Here is a 19,304-nt window from a genome sequence, read left to right on the forward strand (position 1 = left end):
GGGTCTTTGAGTGGATATGTCGGTTATCAGCGGATCAAGGCCCCCAGACCCTCGAGCAATCGCTGCAGCGCCCCCTGATTGGCCCGCATCACCGCCCTGCCCGCCTCACCCATGCGCTGGGCGTCCTGCGGCAGTTCCACCAGGCGGCGCACCGCGCCGGCCAGCCCGTCAGCATCATCCACCTGCTGCAACGCACCCGCCTCGCGCAGCATCGCGCTGATTTCGAGGAAGTTGAACACATGCGGCCCCATGAGCACCGGCAAGGCCAGCGCCGCAGGCTCCAACGGATTGTGCCCACCGGTCGGCACCAGGCTGCCACCGACGAAGGCAATGTCGGCCAGGGCATACAGGAACAGCAGTTCGCCCATGGTGTCGCCCAGCAATACCCGCGTTTGCGCATCGACCAGCGTGCCGGCAGAGCGGCGCACGGTGGTGAACTGCTCGCTGCACAGCGCATGCACTGCATTGAAGCGCTCGGGGTGGCGCGGCACCAGGATCAGCAAGGCATCGCCATGCACCTGCAACAACTGCCGATGCGCCTGCAGGATCAAGGCATCTTCCCCTTCATGGGTGCTGGCGGCGATCCACACAGGGCGCTGGCCGCCCCCCCACTGTTCACGCAATGCCCTGGCGCGCGGCAGCAGCTGTTCGTCGATCGTCAGGTCGAACTTGATCGAACCGGTGACTTGCACGCGCTCAGGGCGTGCACCCAGGTCACGGAAGCGCTGGGCCTCGGTTTCGGTCTGCACGGCAATCAGGCTCATCTCGGCCAGCATCGGCCGGGTCAGCCTGGCAAAGCGCCCATAGCCACGGGCCGAGCGCTCAGACAAGCGCGCATTGGCCAGCGCCACCGGAATGCCGCGCCTGGCACACTGGTGAATGTGGTTGGGCCAAAGCTCGGTTTCCATGATGATGCCCAGCTTAGGCTGCACACGATCGAGAAAACGCCCCGCCGCCCAAGGCAGGTCGTAGGGCAGGTAGCAATGCTGCACGCGTGGCTCGTTGGCGAACAGGGCGCGAATGCGTTCAGAGCCGGTAGGGGTCATGCAGGTCAGTGTGATCGGCAGCTCCGGGTAAGCCTTGAGCAAGGCACGCACCATGGGTGCGGCAGCAATGCTCTCGCCCACCGATACCGCATGTACCCAGATACCACCCTGGCGCATGGCCGGCAGCTTGAAAGCAAAGCGCTCGCCGATGCGCTGGCCATAGGCCGGCGCCTTGCGCGCGCGCAGGTACAGGCGCAGCGCAACCAGCGGCAGGCCCAGGTGAAACAGCAAGGTATAGAGAGTTCTGTTCATGGCGGCTAAGTCTACCCGATCGCGCGAAGGTGCACTGCAAAGCGCTCGGCCAGCCACTGCGCGGCCGGGCCCAGAGGTTCATCGCGGCGCCAGGCCAACTCTGCCACCAAGGCCGGCGGCCGCCAGTCGCTGTCCAGTTCGACCATGTGCGCCTGGTAGGTCGGGTACTGCACCACATGCCGGGGTAACCAGGCCCAGCCCAGGCCGCGCATCAGCAGTTCGGCCATGGCGTAGAAGCTGTCGGCACGCCATACCTGCGGGCTGATCGCCTCGCCGCCGGGGTAACCGCTTTGTTGTGGCGTGATCAGCAACTGCCGGTGGCGGGCCAATTGTTGGCGAGTGACCCGGCCTTCGCCCGCCAGCGGGTGGCCGACCGCGCACACCGTGACCATCTCCACGCTGCCCAAGGCACGGCGTTCCAAGGAAGCCGGGATGCTTTCGTGGAGGAAGAACAGGCCCAGATCGGCGCGCCGCTCCACCAGCTTGCGCGCCACATCGCCCTGGGCTCCGCTGGCCAGTTGCACCTCCAGGAACGGGTAGCGGCTCGCCAGTTCGTCGAGGCTGTCGATCACCGGCTGATACGGCATGGCTTCGTCCTGCGCGACCCGCAGCAAGGCCTCCTGCCCGCGCATCAGGGCCAGGGCGCGGCCATCCAGGCGTTCGCACTGGCGTAACAATTCGCGGGCGTCTTCCAGCAAGGCGCTGCCGTTTTCAGTCAATTTCGGTTGCCGGCCGCTGCTGCGCTCGAACAGGGTGACCCCTAGGTCGGTTTCGAGCAGCGCGATGGCACTGCTGATCGCCGACTGGGCTTTGTGCTGCTCACGTGCCACCGCGGAGAACGAGCGCAGTTCTGCAACGCGCAGAAAGGTACGCAATTGTTCTAGGTTCCACTGCTCGGCCATCAACCTATCTCCCACATTGATAGGTAATGACTTTACCCCATCCAGGCAACGTCTAGAATGCCCGCTCAGTAACGGAGGATCCCGCCATGAATGCCTATACCTACCTCGCCATTGCCATCTGCGCCGAAGTCATCGCCACCGCCTCGATGAAGGCGGTGAAAGGCCTGAGCACGCCGTTGCCACTGCTGCTGATGGTGGTTGGCTATGGAATTGCGTTCTGGATGCTGACGCTGGTGGTCCGCAGCATTCCGGTGGGGATTGCCTACGCCATCTGGTCGGGGCTGGGGATTGTGCTGATCAGTGTGGCGGCGCTGGTGATCTATGGGCAGAAGCTGGATATGCCGGCGATGCTTGGCATGGCCATGATCGTGGGTGGCGTGGTGGTTATTCAGCTGTTCTCGAAGACCGCTGGGCATTGAGAGCCCTTGTGCGGGGCTCGCCGACGATAGGGCCATCTCAGGTATAGCCTGTATACTTGCCAGCTGTCCCAGTCTTCGAGGTACCGCCATGCCATCTGCCATTTCCACTGACGTGCTGATCGTCGGCGCCGGGGTCGCAGGCCTCTGGCTAAATGCCCGCCTGCGCCGCCTGGGCTACTCGACAGTGCTGGTGGAGCGCGCCAGCCTTGGCGGCGAGCAGACCATCAAGTCGCAGGGCATCATCCACGGCGGCACCAAATACGCCCTGCACGGCGCCCTGACTGGCGCCTCGGAAGCCATCGCCGACATGCCGCGCCGCTGGCGCGAGGCCTTGGCCGGCAACGGCGAACTCGACCTCAGTCGTACCCGCCTGCTCTCCGATGCCCACTACCTGTGGTCGCCGGGCACCTTGGCCGGCAACCTCACAAGCTTCTTCGCCAGCAAGGCCGTGCGCGGCCGGGTCGACCAGGTCAAGGGTGACCAGTTGCCACCGGCACTGCAGGACCGCGCGTTCAAGGGCAAGGTGTATCGCCTGGCGGAGCTGGTGGTCGATGTCCCGAGCCTGCTGGCCAACCTGGCCGAGCTGGCCGGCGAGTCCTTGCTGGCAGGTGAGCGCATCGAACCCTTGCGTGAAGGTAATGCGTTGGTTGGCCTGCGCGTGGACGACCGGGAAATCCGTGCCCAGCGCATCGTATTGAGCGCCGGAGCCGGCACCGAAGGCTTGCTGCAGGCGCTGGGCCTGGATCAGCCGGCCATGCAAACCCGCCCGCTGCACATGGTCATGGCCAAGGGCCCGAACCTGAAACCTTTGTACGCCCACTGCCTCGGCGGCGGGCCCAAGCCGCGGGTAACGGTAACCACCCATCCGGCAGCCGATGGCCAGTGGGTCTGGTACCTCGGTGGGGACCTGGCCGAAGCCGATGGCGTGGCGCGCGAGCCTGCAGCGCAGATTGCCGCAGCGCAGAAGGAAATCGCCAACCTGCTGCCCTGGGTCGATCAGAGCCTGGTGCGCTGGGCCACACTGCGCGTCGACCGCGCTGAGCCTGCACAGTCCGGCCTGGCACGCCCGGACAACGCCTTCCTTGCCGACCAGCAGCGCCTGCTGGTGGGCTGGCCGACCAAACTGGCACTGGCACCGGACTTCAGCGACCGGGTAATCAGCCACCTGGAGCGCGACGGCATTCGTCCACAAGCACAGGCCGACCTGGCCGACCTCCCACGCCCTCCACTGAGCGCACCGGCCTGGGAGCAGTTGCTGCCATGAGCCTGCCAACCCTGCACGCCTTCCATCGCCCGCTGGGCAGCACCGGCCTCACGGTCTCTCCACTGGGCCTCGGCACGGTCAAGCTGGGCCGCGATCAGGGCGTGAAGTACCCCACGGGCTTCACGATCCCCGGCGATGAGGAAGCCCGCCTGTTACTGGCCCAGGCCCGCGAGCTTGGCATCAACCTGATCGACACCGCCCCGGCCTACGGCCGTAGCGAAGAACGCCTGGGCCCGCTGCTGCGCGGCCAACGTGATGAATGGGTAATCGTCAGCAAGGTCGGTGAAGAGTTCGAGGAAGGCCTGTCGCATTTCGACTTCAGCGCTGCCCACACCCGCCGCTCGGTGGAGCGCAGCCTGCGCCGGCTCGAAACCGACCGCATCGAACTGGTGCTGGTGCATTCCGACGGCAACGACCTGGCCATCCTCGAACAGCAGGAGGTCTACCAGACCCTGGCCGAACTCAAGCAGGAGGGCAAGATCCTCGGTTTCGGGCTGTCCGGCAAGACCGTCGCCGGCGGCCTGAAGGCACTGGAGCAAGGCGACTGCGCCATGGTCACCTACAACCTCAACGAACAGGCAGAACGCCCGGTGCTGGACTACGCTGCCGAACACGGCAAGGCCATCCTGGTAAAGAAGGCCTTGGCGAGCGGGCATATCTGCCTGGCCCCGGGCGTCGACCCGGTGCAGGCCAGCTTCGAGCTGCTGTTCGCCCACCCGGGCGTCAGCAGTGCTATTGTCGGCACCATCAACCCGTTGCACTTGGCCCATAACGTGGCCACCGTCGCCCGTATCCTGGGCCAGCATTGAGTTACCTCAGGCTCCCGACTCAGGGACTGGAGACTGACCCGACGCAAGGAGGAGCCTCGTGGCGCGAACGCTGATCCGCAAGAACCCGAGCAACTTCAAGACACTACCACTGCATGTCGAGGCCACGCCCGAAGGCTTGATCTACCAAAGCATCGGCATGCCGCTGAACTTTGCCCAGACCCAGCAACGGCGCAAGGCCATCCAGTTACCCGATACGCAACACTTCGTGGTCGAACTGGCCAACCTGGGCGTGTCAGTGCGCCTCACGCTGCATTGGCAGAACCGCGATTACTGGGTACTGGTGCGTCAGCGCCGACAAGACCGTGGCGATGTGGTACTGAAACTGATTTCCGGTTATGTACCGGCGCAGGAGCTGAACCTGCCGCTGCACACGGCCGTACAGGAAGTGGCCGAGGAGTGCCTGCTGGAAACCCCGGAAGGTTGGCTGGGCGGGCGCTTCAACGACACCTGGCTGCCCATCCCCTACGCCGCCGCCCTGCACTACCGCGAAACACCCCACTTCGTGCTGGCTCCGGAGTCCGGTGCCGCACGCCCGGTGCATTGCGGCAAGCTGATGCTCCTGGAGCGCCCACGGGCCTATGTGCACTTGCCCACCGCTTCGCTACAGCTGATCTATGACATGCGCCTGCAAGTGCCCCGGGACGCCAAGAAACTCAGCTTGTTCCACGTTGACGAGCGGCTGGAGGGCGACCAGCTGGTGGCGCGGCTCAACCGCAAACGGCCCGACCTGTACCTGATGCCATTGAAGGACGGCCAGCCACTGGCAGAGCTGTACACGCTGAAAAAGGATGAACTGGTGCCGGCGAGTACGCGTGGGCTGTACCTGGCAGAAAGTTTTGCCCGGCAGGAGGGCTGGGTGGTGGCAGATGAACGGGTACGCTGGAAGGATTGGGTGAAGCAGCAGGGGTTGGTGGAAAGCAAGCCCGCACGGGCGTCGCACTTGCAACGCTTTGGCGACAAGGCGCGAGCGTTGCTGGAGCGGGCGCGGACCTCGCTGAACAAGTGACATGCCGAAAGCTTTCACCTGCTTGCCGGAGCGGGTAAACCCGCCCCAGCCGAGGGCCGCCGCAGCGGCCCCAAGGTCAGATCAGTTCTTGCGAATTTTCTCGACAATCGCTGTGGTCGAGCTGTTCTCGACCAGCCCCAGCACCTTCACGGTGCCGCCATAACCCTTGACGATATCAGCGCCAACCACCTGATCGATGCCATAGTCTCCGCCCTTGACCAACACATCCGGCTTGACCTGGCTTAGTAGGTTTTCCGGGGTACCTTCCGGGAAACTGATCACCCAGTCCACCGCGCCCAAACCGGCCAGCACGGCCATACGCCGGTCAACGCTGTTGATCGGCCGGCCCGGCCCTTTCAGGCGGCTTACCGAGGCATCGTCGTTTACCGCAACGATCAGGCGATCACCCTGGGCCCGCGCCTGTTCCAGGTAGGTGACATGCCCGGCATGCAGGATGTCGAAGCAGCCATTGGTAAAGACGATCTTCTCGTTGTGCGCCCGCGCGTCATCAATGGCCAGCAACAGTTGCTCAAGGCCCAGCACGCCGCGTTCGGAGCCTTCCTCACGCTGGATGGCCCGGCGCAGCTCAGGGGCGCTGATGGCAGCCGTACCCAGCTTGCCGACCACAATGCCCGCCGCCAGATTGGCCAGGGCCACCGCATGGGGCAGGTCCTCACCCGCGGCAATGGCCGCGGCAAGGGTGGAAATGACAGTATCGCCGGCACCGGTCACATCGAACACTTCGCGTGCTCGCGCTGGCAGGTGCAACGCCGGCTGACCAACGCGCAGCAGGGTCATGCCATGCTCGCCACGGGTGACCAGCAGGGCGCCCAGGTCCAGGTCCTGCAGCAACTGCAAGCCCTTGGCAACCAGTTCGGCCTCATCGACGCAACGGCCAACGATGGTCTCGAACTCGCTGAGGTTCGGGGTAATCAGGCTGGCGCCACGGTAGATGGAAAAGTCCTTGCCCTTGGGGTCGGCCAGCACCGGAATGCCCTTGGCCCGCGCCGCCTGGATCAGGTTCTGGTGATTTTTCAGTGCACCTTTGCCGTAGTCGGACAGGACCAGCACCTTGACGCCTTCGAGCAGGCTGTCGACCTCCGCGCCCAGCGACAGTGGGTCGGTGGCGAACGGCTCTTCGAAATCGATACGCAGCAGCTGCTGGTGACGGCTCATGACCCGCAGCTTGACGATAGTCGGCTGGTGCGCGATGCGCTGGAACACCGAACGGACACCGGCAGCCTGCAGGCTGTTGGCCAGGCTGTCGGCAGCCTCATCCTGGCCGGTAACGCCGATCAGCGAAGCCGGCGCGCCCAGCGCAGCAATGTTCAAGGCAACGTTGGCCGCGCCGCCGGGGCGATCCTCGATCTGATCGACCTTGACCACCGGGACTGGCGCTTCAGGCGAAATACGCGAAGTACCGCCATGCCAGTAGCGGTCGAGCATGACATCGCCGACCACCAGTACCGGGGCTTGATCGAAACGCGGCATGGACAACTTCATGGGCAACCCATATGGAAATAATGAACAGGGGCAGGATATTAGCACAGGGTAGTCAATGGCTTTATGGCCAGATCATCCCTGGAAAATTCCCGTGACAATCGGGGCCATGACGGCCCCGATCAAGGAGGGTTCAGGTGATATCGGCCTTGGCCGGCTCATCCAGCCCCATGGCATGCAGACGGGCATAATGGCCATTAGCCGCAAGCAGCTCGGTGTGAGTACCGCGCTCGACCAGGCGGCCCTGGTCCATGACCAGGATCTGGTCAGCCTTCTCGATGGTCGACAGCCGATGGGCAATCACCAGCGTGGTACGGCCTTGCATCACGTGATCCAGGGCGGCCTGGATATGCCGCTCGGACTCGGTATCCAACGCCGAAGTCGCTTCATCGAGGATCAGCAACGGCGCGTTTTTAAGCAGCGCACGGGCAATTGCCAGGCGCTGGCGCTGGCCACCGGACAGCAGTACACCGTTCTCACCCACTTCGGTATCGAAGCCCTTTGGCAGCCGGTCGACGAATTCCTTGGCATAGGCATCGGCCGCGGCGGCTTCGATGTCTGCGCGCGGCGCGCCGGCCAGATCGCCATACGCGATGTTGTTGGCCACGGTGTCGTTGAACAGGGTGACATGCTGGGTGACTTGCGAAACATGGCGACGCAGGTTGCGAAGGCGATAGTGCTCGATCTCCACGCCATCGAGCAGGATCTGCCCCTTGTCGTGGTGATAGAAGCGCGGGATCAGGGCCGCAAGCGTAGACTTGCCACTGCCGGAGCGGCCGACCAGGGCGATCATCTGCCCGGGCTCGGCAACAAAACTGATATTGCTCAACACTTCACGCTCAGTACCCGGGTAGGTGAAGCTCAGGTTACGCACTTCCAGACGCCCTTCCACGCGCTCCTTCTCGACCGTACCAGTGTCCACTTCAGGCGCTTCGTCCAGTTGCTCGAAGATGCTCTCGGCACCTGCCAGGCCCTTCTGGATGGTCGAGCTGACTTCCGACAACTGGCGAATCGGCTTGGGCAGCAGGCCGGCAGCGGTGATATACGCCACCAGGTCACCGGCAGTGGAGTCCCCGCGGAGGAACAGTACCAGGAACATCAGCGCAGCCATGGCGCTGTAGATCACCAGCTGAAGCATCGGCGTGTACAGCGAGCCGGTCTTGGTCATGCGCAGTTGCTTGTCGGTGTTGCTCTGGCTGGCCTGGCCGAATCGCTGCTGCTCGTAGGCCTCGCCACCGAAGCTACGGACCACGCGGTAACCCTGGATGGTTTCCGAGGCAACGTGGGTGACGTCGCCCATGGCTACCTGGATCTTCTTGCTCTGCTTGCGGAATTTCTTGCTGGCGATGCTGACCATAACCGCGATCACCGGCAAGATGGCGACCATCACCAGGGTCAGGTGCCAGTTCATCCAAAGCAGGTAGGCAAACAGGAACACCACGGTCAGGCCTTCGCGGATCACCACCTTGATGGCGTCGGTAGCGGCGCCGGTGACCATGGTCACATTGAAGGTAATGCGCGAAATCAGGTGCCCGGAGTTGTGGTTGTCGAAATAGCGGTTGGGCAACACCAGCAGCTTGTTGAACAATGCCACCCGCAGGTCATGCACCAGGCTCAGAGAGACCTTGGCCAGGAAATAGTTGCCGAGGAATGAGCCCAGGCCCTGCCACGCAGCGATCAGGATGATCAGCAGCGGCACCGCCTGCAGCAATTGCAGGTCACGCAGGTAGGGGACGTTGGGGAACAATACCGCTTCGGGGTTGCTCAGCCCATCGACGAAGTACTTGAGAATGCCGGCCAGCATTGGCTGGGTCGAGGCAAAGATCACGAAACCGACAATGCTCAGCAGGAAAATGCCGACATAGGGTTTCACATAGCTCAACAGCCGGAAGTAGATCTTCAGGCTGGAGGTGTGCTCCGCTGGTCGCGGTGTTTCGGCCATTATCGAGCTCGCTGTTCAGGTTGAACCGGCAATTTTACCACAGGCGTCATTTTCGGCACGCCCCCATGGCAGCAACATGGCAAGGCCCACCGGCAGCCAGCTGATGAACCATTCGGCACGTGGCGTACCGGTGAGGCTGGCGGCATCGAACTGCATGGCCAGGGTCGAGTAGATCCAGAAGCCCAGCAGGACCTTGCCGAACAGGGTGCCACGCGCGCGCACGATTTCGCCCAGCGTGAACAGCCACACCATTACCCACATCAACATGCCGGGCAAGCCCATCTCAACGGCAACATGGGTGAACATGTTGTGGGTGTGATCGAAGTGCATGCCGACGGCGTTCACCCCGTAATCAGCCCCCAGGCCAAGACCAGTCCAAGGGTGCGCGGCAATCATCTGGACCACAGCATGGAAAATTTCCGGCCGATAGGACGAGCCCCGTTGGGCGATAACGTCGTACACGGCCAAAAAGGCCAGGCCGGTGGCAAGCAGCGCCAGAACAGAGAACGCCCGGCTGTGGCGGTCACGGAACCACAACGGCGCCATCACCACGGTAATCACCAGTGCCAGAACCGCACCACGGCTCTGGCTGAGCATGGCGAAGGCCCCCAGGCAAGCCAGGACCGCCAGCCACACCACCTGCAAGCCACGTCGCCGAGGTGGCTCGTAGAGTATCAAGAGCAAGGCCGAACCAATGACATAAGCCCCCAGGATAGGGTGGGATATTTCGCCGATTCCCGCCAGCCTGAACAGCAGAGGCGCACGCTGCACCCCGTAGAACTTGATGATGGACACCAACGCAGCGATAGCCAGCAGTGCGCTGCCAAGCAGCAATAACTGACGAATACGGGCTTGGCCAAGCTGGGCCAACAGCGGAAACGCCAGCAGGAACACCAGGATGTAGAGCAAGCGCTTGAGCTCGCGCATAGGCTCCTCGGCGGGCGACCATGCCAGGCTCAGGCCGCTCCAGGCCAACAGCAGCAGCACACTCCCCCACAGCGCCGGTTGCCGCCTCCAGGCTTGCACCAGCACACCTCGGGCCGACCAGGCCAATACCAGCGTTGGCAGCCACAAGAACAACACCAGACCTTGCTGATAAACCTTGTTGCTGGGTGCCAGGGCAATCGCCGCCAGGAACCAGACCAGGCCCAAACCTAACCACGCTTGTGCCCAGTTTTTTTGATACAACATCCTTTCCCCCGATGAATCAGAAACACCATCCATGGTGCTACAGCATTATTTTCGGCATTATTGCCGGTCATTTTGCTCGCCAGACGACAAGGCTCTATTCATGCAATGCTCCCGGCTCACCCAGGTCGACTTCGATCAGCTGACACTCGGCGCACAGGTGCTTGAGGCAGACAGCCATGGCGCCAAAGTCTACCTGCTCACCGATGGAAATTTCCTCAAGGTTTTTCGTAGGAAGCGGCTGATTTCATCTGCACTGCTACGTCCTTACTCGCAGCGCTTCGTCGATAACGCCGCACGCCTGGCGCAACTGGGCATCCCTACCCTCGAAGTGATCAGCCAGCACAAGCTCGACCTGCCGGGCCGCACCGCGGTGCTGTATCGCCCGCTACCCGGGCGAACGCTGCTGCAGATGTCGCGCGATGACGGCTTCAGCTGGGACACTTACCTGCCACACCTGATCGAACTGATCCGCCAGTTGCACCGCAGCGGCGTTTATTTCCGCTCGCTGCACTTGGGCAACGTGGTGGTCACCCCCGACCAGCGTCTGGGCTTGATCGACGTGGCCGACATGCGCTTTCTGCGCCCGCCACTGTCAGCCCGCATGATTCGACGCAATGTGCAGCACATGGTGCGCTATATCGAGCGGGAGAACCTGGGCGACCGGTTCCCCCTTGCCGCCTTCGAGGCAGCCTTGCTGACACGCTGAGCGTCAACTGCGCAACAGGCTCTGCGAGCCGCTGCAGAACGCCTGCCAGGCCTGCTCCGGTGCCAGTGCCTGGCGCTGCTTCGCGGCGATCGTCGATGCACTGAGCTCCGCACAGCGCTCGATCGCCTCAGCCCAGGCGCTTTCGTCGGCAACCGGCAGGTAGCCACCCGTGTCGCGCAACTGCTCGCGGAACACCTCCAGGTCGCTGCACACCACCGGTACGTCGGCCATCACCGCCTCTTGCACCACAAGCCCCAGGCCTTCGGAACGCGAAGGTACCAATAGCCAGTCGAATGCCCGATACAGCTGCTGCAGGTCTTCGCGGTGACCGCGCAGATGAACGCGCTCGGCCAGGCCCAACGCGTCGATACGCTGCTGCAGCACGGCATGCTGCGGCCCCTCGCCAATGATCGCCAGCTGCAAGCCCGGTTGCCGTGCACTGGCCCTGGCGAATGCCTCGATCAGCATTTCGAAGCCTTTGCTCTCTACCAGTCGCCCTACCGCCCCCAGCATCACCTCGGCGCCCTGAGGCAACTTCAGCGCCTGCCTGGCCTGGTCCCGGTTCAGCAAAGGCTCGACGAATGCAAGCGGGTCGAGCGCCATGCGCAGCGTCTGCACCGGCCTGCCCAGGTCACGCTCCAGCGACTCGGCCAACGTCTGTGATACCGCCGCGATACTCAGACGCTCGGACGGAAAACTCTGCAACAAGCGGATATCGCTGGCATGCAGACGCGTCTTGCCGTGGAACAGTACCTTGGCACGTACGTGCCCGATGCGCTGCAACAACGGCAGCACCAACCGGGCGACGCCAATACCATCGAGCAGCACCACTTCTGCCCCGGCCTCGGCCAATGCCTTGCGCAAGCGCATACGCAGCCACGGGCGCAGCAAGCGCCACAAGTGCCGCCCTTTGAGCGCACGTGAGGGCATATGCCATTCCCGGGTCGAACCGAGCCCACAGCAGAGCCCGCTCCCCAGCAGCAGCCAGTTACTGATCCGGGCATCGGCACCCGCGTTCGACAAAACCTGCCGGTGCACCTTGTGGATGGACATGTAAGGCGTTCCACCCGCCCACATCATATTGACGATGTTCATGGGCCCTCTCCCGCTCAAGTCAGGTGGGACAGCGACTTCATTGAACAAAAATGGTGATTCCCATGCCGATCAAGGCCCCCGCAACCAGCGTCAATGCCAGCTTCAACCGATCACGCTGACGACGCTTGGCCTTACGCTCCACTTCAATGGGCAAGGTCACGTGATTGCCGAATCCAGTGTGCAATACTGCGTCACCCTCCAAGGTGACCGCTGTCAGATTTAACTCAGCGTAGCGACGGGAAAGCGCCTTTTCTCCAGCATAGGCGGCAAATGGCGCACAGCGCTGGTAATCGCTCAATCGGCGCAGCCCAGGGTTGAGCGAGAACGCCTGCCACTCGGCCTTGTCGGACAGCAGCGGATAGCACGGCACCCCGGCGATCACCTGGCGATCGCCCAAGTGGATGTACGGGCTGTGGATGGCCAGGTCGTGGGCATGGCTGCGCAACCACACCTGCAAGAGGTTGGGACTGACATCCAGGATGGCCTGCGAGTCTTCGACAAAGCCTTGGCGATAGAATTGCCAGTCGTCTTCGCAGTGAAAAATGTACGGCGTCTTGACCTGGCTATAGGCCAGGTCGATAGACGGCAACTGGCCAAGTTTGGGCCGGTTGACGAACACCTTGCAGTGCGGCTTCCAGTGCGCGGGCACAGCGGCGTGCACAGCATCATCGCCCGAGTCTTCGGTGATGAATACCTCGCGAATGGGCGCGGTGTTGTAGCGATCGAAACTCTCAAGGGTGTCTTTGAGCAGATCGAACCGCCCACAACTGGTCACGACAAGCGTGACGTCACTCTCATTTGAAAAGCGCACCGGATTCCCTCCGCATTACGACTATCGGCCTTCAACAACCCGCTCCTGGGCGTGAAAGCTCTTGTTTAGATGCCCAGCTTCAGACGCAGCCGCTGCCATGCAGACAATGGCGGGTGGGGCCTGAGCGCCGGGCGCATGTGGTCGACGATGCTACGTCCAACTGCGCCGAAACTAAAACGGGAAACCGCCAGATGGCGGCCATTTTCTGCAATCTGCCGGGCTAACTCGGGGTTCGCGCGCAAACGACGGAGCTTCTCCTGAAGGGTCGGGATGTTGTCATAGAACACCACGTTGTGCATGTCTTGCAGGCCCAGCGCACGGTTCTCTTCCTCGCCCTGATCGTATGCCAGCAACACACAGCCACAGGCCATGGCTTCGAAGTTCTTGATCATGTATTCGCCCATGCCGACATCGGCACTGACGAAGAAACGAATACGGTTGAGCGTGTTGCAGTAGTCCTCGCCCGACTTGGTACGGGTTACCAGCAGGTTCTCGACCTGCCCCAACTCGTCCAGCAGTGCCTTGCGGCCGCTGTAGGCCACGCTGTTGACGCTGCCGACAAAGGCCAATTCGATATCACGCTCACGCCCTTGGTCGGCCAGCAACTGCTCGTCATAGCCCTTGGGCACGAACACCGCATCGAAACCTTCCTGGCGCAAGCGCTCGCTGACCATGTAGCCGGAGCTGATCACCCGTGCCCATGGCAACTGACGGTAATGAGCGCTGAACTTGCCGGTGTACTTGCACGGGATGTAGTTCTGGTAGGCGTCATGCTCGAGAATCACCAGGTTCGGCACAGTGCGGATGAAGGCCACCTGGCGGATCTCCTGCTTGAAACGCAGGAAGAACACGATGCGGTCATAGCGCTCGACTTGCACCTCACGCTTGAAGTAACGGCGCAGGTTGCGCTGATCCTGGCTGGTCAGCCAGCGCAGGTCGCACTCGCAGTTGGCCGCGACGCCATCGTACAGGCGGTCAAGAATCGCCCGCTGTTCCTTCTGCACCAGAAATAGGACTTTCATTGCTTTCCTTGGGCGCTCTGCGCCTTCGCGGTCAACCATGGGGCGTGCTTACAGCTCACGCCGCCAGAACAGTTCGTGTCGGCGCACGGCCTTGCGGAAGAATTCGTTCTCCCCAAAAGGCGATGGCTGTCGCCCGGCAAGCCAGCGTTGCAGCAGACGGCGCAGGCGGCGCTTGAACGGTGCCGGCGGCTGCAGGTCGTGCATCATGCCCAGGGCCATGGCCTTGTCGCGCTGGGTCGCGCAGTCCAGCACCAGGCTGCAGGGTGCCCAGGCCTGGGCAGCGCTCAATTGCGGCGGTAAAGCCACGCCATCGCCACTGTCGCCCATCGGCCAGCGGTCGTTATCGTGCAGGTGGTTGGCGTAACACAGCAAGGTTTGCGGCTGCCAGGCCATACCTTGCAAGGCTTCCAGCACCGCCGCCTGAGCGCAGATATGGTCCGGATGGGGGTCTAGCTGCGGGTGCGGCATCACCAGGACCTCTGGCTTGGCCCGCTCCAGCAAGGCTCGCAGGTCGGCCAGCAGGTTATGCCAGGTGGGTGCGCCATCACGGTCGCCCGGTAACGGGAACGGGTTGAACTGGCGGAACACGCGGATATCGGCCAGGTCGGCTTCACGTGAGGCGGCCGGCTGGTCGGGGGCGGCCTGCATGGCAGGCAGCTGCAGGCAAAAGTAGCCCAGCTGTATACAATGCGACTCCGGCACCCCGGCCCAACGCGGCACGGCGATGCTGTCCCAGGCACGCAGGCGCCCCTTCAGGCGCGCGGCCTCAGCCTTTGCCAGGCCCATCTGCTGGTAGTGCTCGGCCTCTATCTCACCAGCGGTCAGGGTCACCACCCAGCTTTCGTCGGCCTGGCTGTACAAACCATACGCCGCCAACTCGGCGTCGTCGGCATGTGGTGCGATCACCATCACTCGGCGCCGCTGCAGCTCGACCGAAGGTGTTATCCACAGGCGCAGCTTACCCTGCAGCCGACAATGCCGGCCGCGCAGTCGCAACCTACCGGCCTGCAGCGGCGCAGCAAGGCCGGTCAGGTTAAGGAAGCGCACCCCATCGACGCCACGCTCGAACGCTTGCCGATCGGCCTGTTCGCCAGCCAGCAGCTCGACCCGAGGGTCGAGAAAGCGCCCCAACCAGCTGCTTTTTAGCCGCAGCTCAAGCACAAGGGTTTCGCCGCCCTGCAACGTGCAATCAGCCTTGAGCCAGCCATCGTGCAGGGTGGCAGGAACCTGCTGCACCTGATCGCCGAAGTCGTAGGCATAGTCCTCACCCGGTGCATAGAACAGGTGGTCGGCAAACCAGGCCTCATGGGCAGCCCAGAGCAGCGGCAACAACAGCAGTGGCATCCACCACCAGCTGAAAACACCGAGGGCGACCAGCGCAACCAGGCCCGCCAGCAGCCCCAGGCGTTTGTTGCGCCGGTGGCGCTTGAGCAACTGCTGCTTGCGGCTCACGCTTGATACACCGGCACAGGGTTGCACCAGCGGTCCTTGTACTCACGGTCAGCACGGCCGAACGAGAACCGCAGCGGCTTGTTGCGCGCCCGGGCGTCTTCCCAGGCGGCCTGAGTATTGAGGAAGCTCAGCACGCTGCCTGGGCTGAAGGCCTTGGTTTCAGGGTCGACGCCGCCATTGATGTACTCGACGCTGATCCACTCCGGCGCTTCGACGCGGTACACCAGCTGGATGGCAATCGGTTTACCGTCCAGCAGCAGCACCGAGCCGATCAGCAGCTCGCGCAAGCGGCTCAGCACATCGGCCATACGCTCGGCACCGGTGGCCGGGAACCCCCAGCGGCGCAGGAACAGGTCGCAGTACATGCTGGCGATTTCCTGGGCACTGAAGTCGCTGATCGGGCGTACCACACCACCCGCCTCTTCCAGCAGGCGCAGTTCACGGCGCTGGTTGTAGCGGAACTTCTTCGACAGGTCTTCAGGCGCCCGGGCCATGGCCAACTGCTCCTTCTGCGCCTTGAGGCCGCTGAAGCGGCCCTGGTTCAGTTCGGACAGGTAACGCATTGTATGGCGCAACGGCGCAGCGGCATCAGACGCCGCCGGCAGAATGATCTCGGCATTACCGAGGTCGAACAGGGCCTTCTTGCCAGCACGCTTCAGCACGTCCTTGGACAGCGCCAGGTGACGCCCCCAGGCCGGGATGGCGGCTTTCAGCTCGCCAGCCTGGTGCCAGCCCAGGTAACGCACCGGGATCTGTGCCAGGTCCGCCAATTGCTCGACCACCAGCGGATGGGTGGCAACACTGCCGCCAAAGCGCGCCCACGCCTGGGCATAAGCCTTGGCATCGATAGCTTGCCAACCGCGTTCGCGGAAGGCCTGGATACGATTGAGCATCAGGCCTGCCCCACCAACGCGCGCACCTGTGGGAGTTGCCAGAAGGCCTCGCGCACCGCCTGGTCAGAGAAACGCTCACCCAGGCGCTGCAGCATGTGCCTGGCACAGGCCTGGCGCTGCCCAGCGTCCAGTACGGCCATGTGCTGCAGGCCCTGGGCCAGCTGCGCGGCGTCGCCCAGCGGGAACAGCACGCCAACGCCCTCGACCACTTCGCGGGCACCGCCACAGGCCGTGGCCAACACCGGTACACCGGCAACCATCGCTTCGAGCAGGACCATGCCGAACGGCTCGTGATCGGAACTCAACGCGAACACGTCGAAAGCCTGGAAATAACGGCGCGCATCCGGTACCTGGCCAAGAAAGTCGACTTGCCCGGCAATACCAAGCTCGGCGGCCAACGCCTTGAGCCTGGCCTCCAGACGCCCCTTGCCGAGGATTGCCAGGCGGGCGCCAGCCGGCAGCCCCGGCAGAGCCTGGGCAAAACCGCGCAACAGGGTGGCCTGGTCCTTGTCCGGGTGCAGGCGCCCGACATTGCCGACGATCCACGCCTGAGGATCCAGGCCCAATGCCTGGCGTGCGTCAGTGCGCGGCACCAGGGCTGCTTGCAGGGCGTCGATGTCGATGCGGTTGTACAGGGTCTGGATGCGTTCGGCCGGCCACTGCGGCAAGCAACGGCGCATATCGTCACGTACCGCGTCCGAAACACCCAACAGGCTCAGACGCTTGCTGAACAGGTTCGCGAACAGGCGGCGGCCTTTGCGCTGGTAGTCGCCAAAGGCATGGTGCACACCAATCACCGGCAGGCCGGTCCCCAGCAGGGCAACGTAGATCGGCTTGAAGCGGTGGGCGATGCAGAAAGCGAAATTGCGCTCGGCCGCAATGCGCCGCAATGCGCGGATGGCGCCGAGTTTCAGGCCACGCACGGCCTTGGAACTGAACTCAAGGAACAGCACCTCGTCCGACGCACAGCCAGCCGCCACCTGCGCATCGGCGACGCCGGTGAGGAACACCGTGGTCACTTGGTACCCACGCCCCTGAAACAGGCTGGCGTACTGACGGGCGCAGTCCAGGAACGGCCCGTCATAGCCATGGCAGAACTGCAGGATGCGCGGTTCAGAGCGGCTGGTCATACGGGGCCGCGCCGTCCTTCACAACCAGGATGTCTTCCATGATCAGGTACTGCAGGTCCGAGCCGAAGAACATGTTCAGGGCATCGGTCGGCGAGCAGATCATCGGTTCACCACGACGGTTCAGCGAGGTGTTCAGCGACACGCCGTTGCCCGTCAGGTCTTCCAGTGCCTTCATCATGTCGTAGTAGCGCGGGTTGTACTCGCGCTTGAGCACCTGGGCACGCGAAGTGCCGTCCTCGTGCACCACTTCCGGCACGCGGGTTTTCCACTCTTCAGCGACTTCGAAGGTGAAGGTCATGAACGGCGCGGGATGGTCGACCTTGATCATCTGCGGGGCGACAGTATCGAGCATCGACGGGCAGAAAGGTCTCCAGCGTTCGCGGAACTTGATCTGGTGGTTGATGCGGTCAGCCACGCCTTCCACGCTTGGGCAGCCGATGATCGATCGGCCACCCAGGGCACGCGGCCCGAACTCCATGCGGCCCTGGAACCAGGCTACCGGGTTGCCATCGACCATGATCTGGGCGATCTGCTGCGGCATGTTCTCGAGTTTGCGCCACTTTGGCTGGTTCGGGTGACGGGCGCAGGCGGCGATCACGTCTTCGTTGGAGTACGACGGGCCGAGGTAGACGTGCTCCATCTTCTCGACCGGAACGCCACGGGCGTGGGAAACATAGGCAGCGGCGCCAACGGCAGTCCCGGCGTCACCGGAGGCCGGCTGGACGAACAGCTCTTTCACGTCCGGACGGGCGATGATCTTCTGGTTGAGCTTGACGTTCAGCGCACAGCCGCCGGCGAAGGCCAGCTTGCCGGTTTCACGCAGGGTGTCGCCCAGGTAATGGTCGATCATCTGCAGCGCCAGTTTCTCGAACAGCGCCTGCATGCTGGCGGCGTAATGGATGTACGGCTCGTCGGCGATGTCGCCTTCGCGCTTGGGGCCCAGCCATTCGATCAGCTTTGGCGAGAAGTAGAAGCCCTTGCCCTTCTCTTTGTAACGGCGCAGGCCGATAACGTTGGCGTACTCGGTGTTGATGACCAATTCGCCGTTTTCGAAGCTGGCCAGACGCGAGAAATCATACTTGCTGGCGTCGCCATACGGCGCCATGCCCATGACCTTGAACTCGCCATCGAGCATTTCGAAGCCCAGGAACTCGGTGATGGCACCGTAAAGGCCACCCAGCGAGTCCGGGTCGAAGAACTCCTTGATCTTGTGGATCTTGCCGTTTTCGCCGTAGCCAAAGAAGGTGGTGGCGTACTCGCCCTTGCCGTCGATGCCGAGGATTGCGGTTTTTTCCTTGAAGCCCGAACAGTGATAAGCACTGGAAGCGTGAGCCAGGTGGTGCTCGACGGGCTCGATCTTGACCTTTTTCGGGTCGAAGCCCAGCTGCTCCAGGCACCAGACGATCTTCTTGCGATAGCGCTTGTAGCGACGGTTGCCCATCAGGATGGCATCGAGTGCACGATCCGGGGCGTACCAATAGCGCTTGGCATAGTGCCACCGCGCCTTGCCGAACAGGCTGATCGGGGCGAACGGGATGGCTACCACGTCGACGTCGGACGGCTTGATGCCTGCCTGTTCCAGGCAGAACTTCGCCGACTCGTAGGGCATGCGGTTCTTCGCATGCTTGTCACGCACGAAGCGCTCTTCTTCGGCGGCGGCAATCAGCTTGCCGTCAATGTACAGGGCCGCGGAAGGGTCATGGCTAAGGGCGCCGGACAGGCCAAGAATCGTCAATGCCAAGGGATTAGCCTCTTCATTCGGTAAAAATGCGCCAGCGGCCTCTTGGGCGGATGGCGGCTAAAGGGCGGGATTATAACGCAAACATTGGAGGCACACCGCCCC

At 63.1% G+C, this 19,304-nt stretch carries 17 protein-coding genes; 5 read left to right on the forward strand and 12 right to left on the reverse strand.

Going from position 1 to position 19,304, the window contains the following annotated elements:
- Positions 1-26 precede the first annotated feature (26 nt).
- Together waaA and ACF8Q6_RS12025 are read right to left on the reverse strand one after the other, a co-directional pair.
- Positions 27-1,298, reverse strand: coding sequence for a lipid IV(A) 3-deoxy-D-manno-octulosonic acid transferase (waaA, locus tag ACF8Q6_RS12020; protein WP_392492672.1), 1,272 nt, complete (start codon positions 1,296-1,298; stop codon positions 27-29).
- 11 nt (positions 1,299-1,309) lie between these two features.
- Entirely contained in the window at positions 1,310-2,200 is an 891-nt protein-coding gene (locus ACF8Q6_RS12025) for a LysR family transcriptional regulator (protein WP_003249460.1), read from the reverse strand.
- Between the two features lie 86 nt (positions 2,201-2,286).
- Between ACF8Q6_RS12025 and ACF8Q6_RS12030 the strand changes: the two genes are divergently transcribed.
- The 4 genes from ACF8Q6_RS12030 to ACF8Q6_RS12045 all read left to right on the forward strand — a co-directional run bounded on the left by ACF8Q6_RS12030 (position 2,287) and on the right by ACF8Q6_RS12045 (position 5,719).
- On the forward strand, positions 2,287-2,619 hold the full coding sequence (locus tag ACF8Q6_RS12030; protein ID WP_004577390.1) for a multidrug efflux SMR transporter: 333 nt from the start codon (positions 2,287-2,289) through the stop codon (positions 2,617-2,619).
- Positions 2,620-2,707: 88 nt separating this feature from the next.
- A complete protein-coding gene (locus ACF8Q6_RS12035) occupies positions 2,708-3,883 on the forward strand; it encodes an NAD(P)/FAD-dependent oxidoreductase (RefSeq protein WP_392492671.1) in 1,176 nt (391 codons plus the stop codon).
- A complete protein-coding gene (locus tag ACF8Q6_RS12040; RefSeq protein ID WP_003249454.1) occupies positions 3,880-4,692 on the forward strand; it encodes an aldo/keto reductase in 813 nt (270 codons plus the stop codon). Before ACF8Q6_RS12035 ends, ACF8Q6_RS12040 begins: the two co-directional genes overlap by 4 nt.
- Before the next feature lie 58 nt (positions 4,693-4,750).
- Entirely contained in the window at positions 4,751-5,719 is a 969-nt protein-coding gene (locus ACF8Q6_RS12045) for a hypothetical protein (RefSeq protein WP_003249451.1), read from the forward strand.
- 81 nt (positions 5,720-5,800) lie between these two features.
- Here ACF8Q6_RS12045 and hldE read toward each other — a convergent pair whose 3' ends face one another.
- The 3 genes from hldE to ACF8Q6_RS12060 all read right to left on the reverse strand — a co-directional run bounded on the left by hldE (position 5,801) and on the right by ACF8Q6_RS12060 (position 10,352).
- Positions 5,801-7,222 carry a bifunctional D-glycero-beta-D-manno-heptose-7-phosphate kinase/D-glycero-beta-D-manno-heptose 1-phosphate adenylyltransferase HldE gene (hldE, locus tag ACF8Q6_RS12050; RefSeq protein ID WP_003249449.1) on the reverse strand — a complete coding sequence of 474 codons (1,422 nt, stop codon included), beginning with the start codon at positions 7,220-7,222 and terminating at the stop codon, positions 5,801-5,803.
- A 130-nt stretch (positions 7,223-7,352) separates the two neighbouring features.
- Positions 7,353-9,161, reverse strand: a complete 1,809-nt coding sequence (msbA, locus tag ACF8Q6_RS12055) for a lipid A export permease/ATP-binding protein MsbA (RefSeq protein ID WP_392492669.1) — start codon at positions 9,159-9,161, stop codon at positions 7,353-7,355.
- A 15-nt stretch (positions 9,162-9,176) separates the two neighbouring features.
- Positions 9,177-10,352, reverse strand: coding sequence for an O-antigen ligase family protein (locus ACF8Q6_RS12060; protein WP_392492667.1), 1,176 nt, complete (start codon positions 10,350-10,352; stop codon positions 9,177-9,179).
- 100 nt (positions 10,353-10,452) lie between these two features.
- On the opposite strand from ACF8Q6_RS12060, the gene ACF8Q6_RS12065 reads away from it, so the two are divergent.
- Positions 10,453-11,058, forward strand: coding sequence for a toluene tolerance protein (locus ACF8Q6_RS12065; RefSeq protein WP_392492665.1), 606 nt, complete (start codon positions 10,453-10,455; stop codon positions 11,056-11,058).
- A 3-nt stretch (positions 11,059-11,061) separates the two neighbouring features.
- Here the strand turns inward: ACF8Q6_RS12065 and ACF8Q6_RS12070 are convergent, their stop codons facing one another.
- From ACF8Q6_RS12070 to ACF8Q6_RS12100, 7 genes are all read right to left on the reverse strand, one after another.
- Positions 11,062-12,153 (reverse strand): glycosyltransferase, encoded by a 1,092-nt coding sequence (locus ACF8Q6_RS12070; protein ID WP_392492664.1) that lies wholly within the window; start codon positions 12,151-12,153, stop codon positions 11,062-11,064.
- Between the two features lie 37 nt (positions 12,154-12,190).
- On the reverse strand, positions 12,191-12,964 hold the full coding sequence (locus ACF8Q6_RS12075; RefSeq protein ID WP_392492663.1) for a glycosyltransferase family 2 protein: 774 nt from the start codon (positions 12,962-12,964) through the stop codon (positions 12,191-12,193).
- 65 nt (positions 12,965-13,029) lie between these two features.
- Positions 13,030-13,986 carry a glycosyltransferase gene (locus ACF8Q6_RS12080; protein WP_003249439.1) on the reverse strand — a complete coding sequence of 319 codons (957 nt, stop codon included), beginning with the start codon at positions 13,984-13,986 and terminating at the stop codon, positions 13,030-13,032.
- A gap of 48 nt (positions 13,987-14,034) precedes the next feature.
- Positions 14,035-15,438 (reverse strand): PIG-L deacetylase family protein, encoded by a 1,404-nt coding sequence (locus ACF8Q6_RS12085; RefSeq protein ID WP_392492662.1) that lies wholly within the window; start codon positions 15,436-15,438, stop codon positions 14,035-14,037.
- Positions 15,435-16,331, reverse strand: a complete 897-nt coding sequence (locus tag ACF8Q6_RS12090) for an antimicrobial resistance protein Mig-14 (RefSeq protein ID WP_392492661.1) — start codon at positions 16,329-16,331, stop codon at positions 15,435-15,437. The genes ACF8Q6_RS12085 and ACF8Q6_RS12090 overlap by 4 nt, the downstream gene beginning before the upstream one ends.
- Positions 16,331-17,461 carry a glycosyltransferase gene (locus tag ACF8Q6_RS12095; protein ID WP_392492659.1) on the reverse strand — a complete coding sequence of 377 codons (1,131 nt, stop codon included), beginning with the start codon at positions 17,459-17,461 and terminating at the stop codon, positions 16,331-16,333. Before ACF8Q6_RS12095 ends, ACF8Q6_RS12090 begins: the two co-directional genes overlap by 1 nt.
- On the reverse strand, positions 17,445-19,202 hold the full coding sequence (locus ACF8Q6_RS12100; RefSeq protein WP_003249431.1) for a carbamoyltransferase: 1,758 nt from the start codon (positions 19,200-19,202) through the stop codon (positions 17,445-17,447). Before ACF8Q6_RS12100 ends, ACF8Q6_RS12095 begins: the two co-directional genes overlap by 17 nt.
- Positions 19,203-19,304: the final 102 nt, after the last annotated feature.

Origin of the sequence: Pseudomonas sp. GLN_2 (assembly GCF_043106005.1) — a bacterium.
Lineage (GTDB): Bacteria > Pseudomonadota > Gammaproteobacteria > Pseudomonadales > Pseudomonadaceae > Aquipseudomonas > Aquipseudomonas alloputida.

Excerpts from the sequence above, each read along its gene's own strand:
- ACF8Q6_RS12080 (WP_003249439.1), bottom strand. The coding sequence starts at position 13,986 with ATGAAAGTCCTATTTCTGGTGCAGAAGGAACAGCGGGCGATTCTTGAC.
- ACF8Q6_RS12030 (WP_004577390.1), top strand. The coding sequence starts at position 2,287 with ATGAATGCCTATACCTACCTCGCCATTGCCATCTGCGCCGAAGTCATC.
- waaA (WP_392492672.1), bottom strand. The coding sequence starts at position 1,298 with ATGAACAGAACTCTCTATACCTTGCTGTTTCACCTGGGCCTGCCGCTG.
- hldE (WP_003249449.1), bottom strand. The coding sequence starts at position 7,222 with ATGAAGTTGTCCATGCCGCGTTTCGATCAAGCCCCGGTACTGGTGGTC.
- ACF8Q6_RS12095 (WP_392492659.1), bottom strand. The coding sequence starts at position 17,461 with ATGACCAGCCGCTCTGAACCGCGCATCCTGCAGTTCTGCCATGGCTAT.
- ACF8Q6_RS12025 (WP_003249460.1), bottom strand. The coding sequence starts at position 2,200 with ATGGCCGAGCAGTGGAACCTAGAACAATTGCGTACCTTTCTGCGCGTT.
- ACF8Q6_RS12065 (WP_392492665.1), top strand. The coding sequence starts at position 10,453 with ATGCAATGCTCCCGGCTCACCCAGGTCGACTTCGATCAGCTGACACTC.
- ACF8Q6_RS12090 (WP_392492661.1), bottom strand. The coding sequence starts at position 16,331 with ATGCTCAATCGTATCCAGGCCTTCCGCGAACGCGGTTGGCAAGCTATC.
- ACF8Q6_RS12040 (WP_003249454.1), top strand. The coding sequence starts at position 3,880 with ATGAGCCTGCCAACCCTGCACGCCTTCCATCGCCCGCTGGGCAGCACC.
- ACF8Q6_RS12060 (WP_392492667.1), bottom strand. The coding sequence starts at position 10,352 with ATGTTGTATCAAAAAAACTGGGCACAAGCGTGGTTAGGTTTGGGCCTG.
- ACF8Q6_RS12035 (WP_392492671.1), top strand. The coding sequence starts at position 2,708 with ATGCCATCTGCCATTTCCACTGACGTGCTGATCGTCGGCGCCGGGGTC.
- ACF8Q6_RS12070 (WP_392492664.1), bottom strand. The coding sequence starts at position 12,153 with ATGAACATCGTCAATATGATGTGGGCGGGTGGAACGCCTTACATGTCC.
- msbA (WP_392492669.1), bottom strand. The coding sequence starts at position 9,161 with ATGGCCGAAACACCGCGACCAGCGGAGCACACCTCCAGCCTGAAGATC.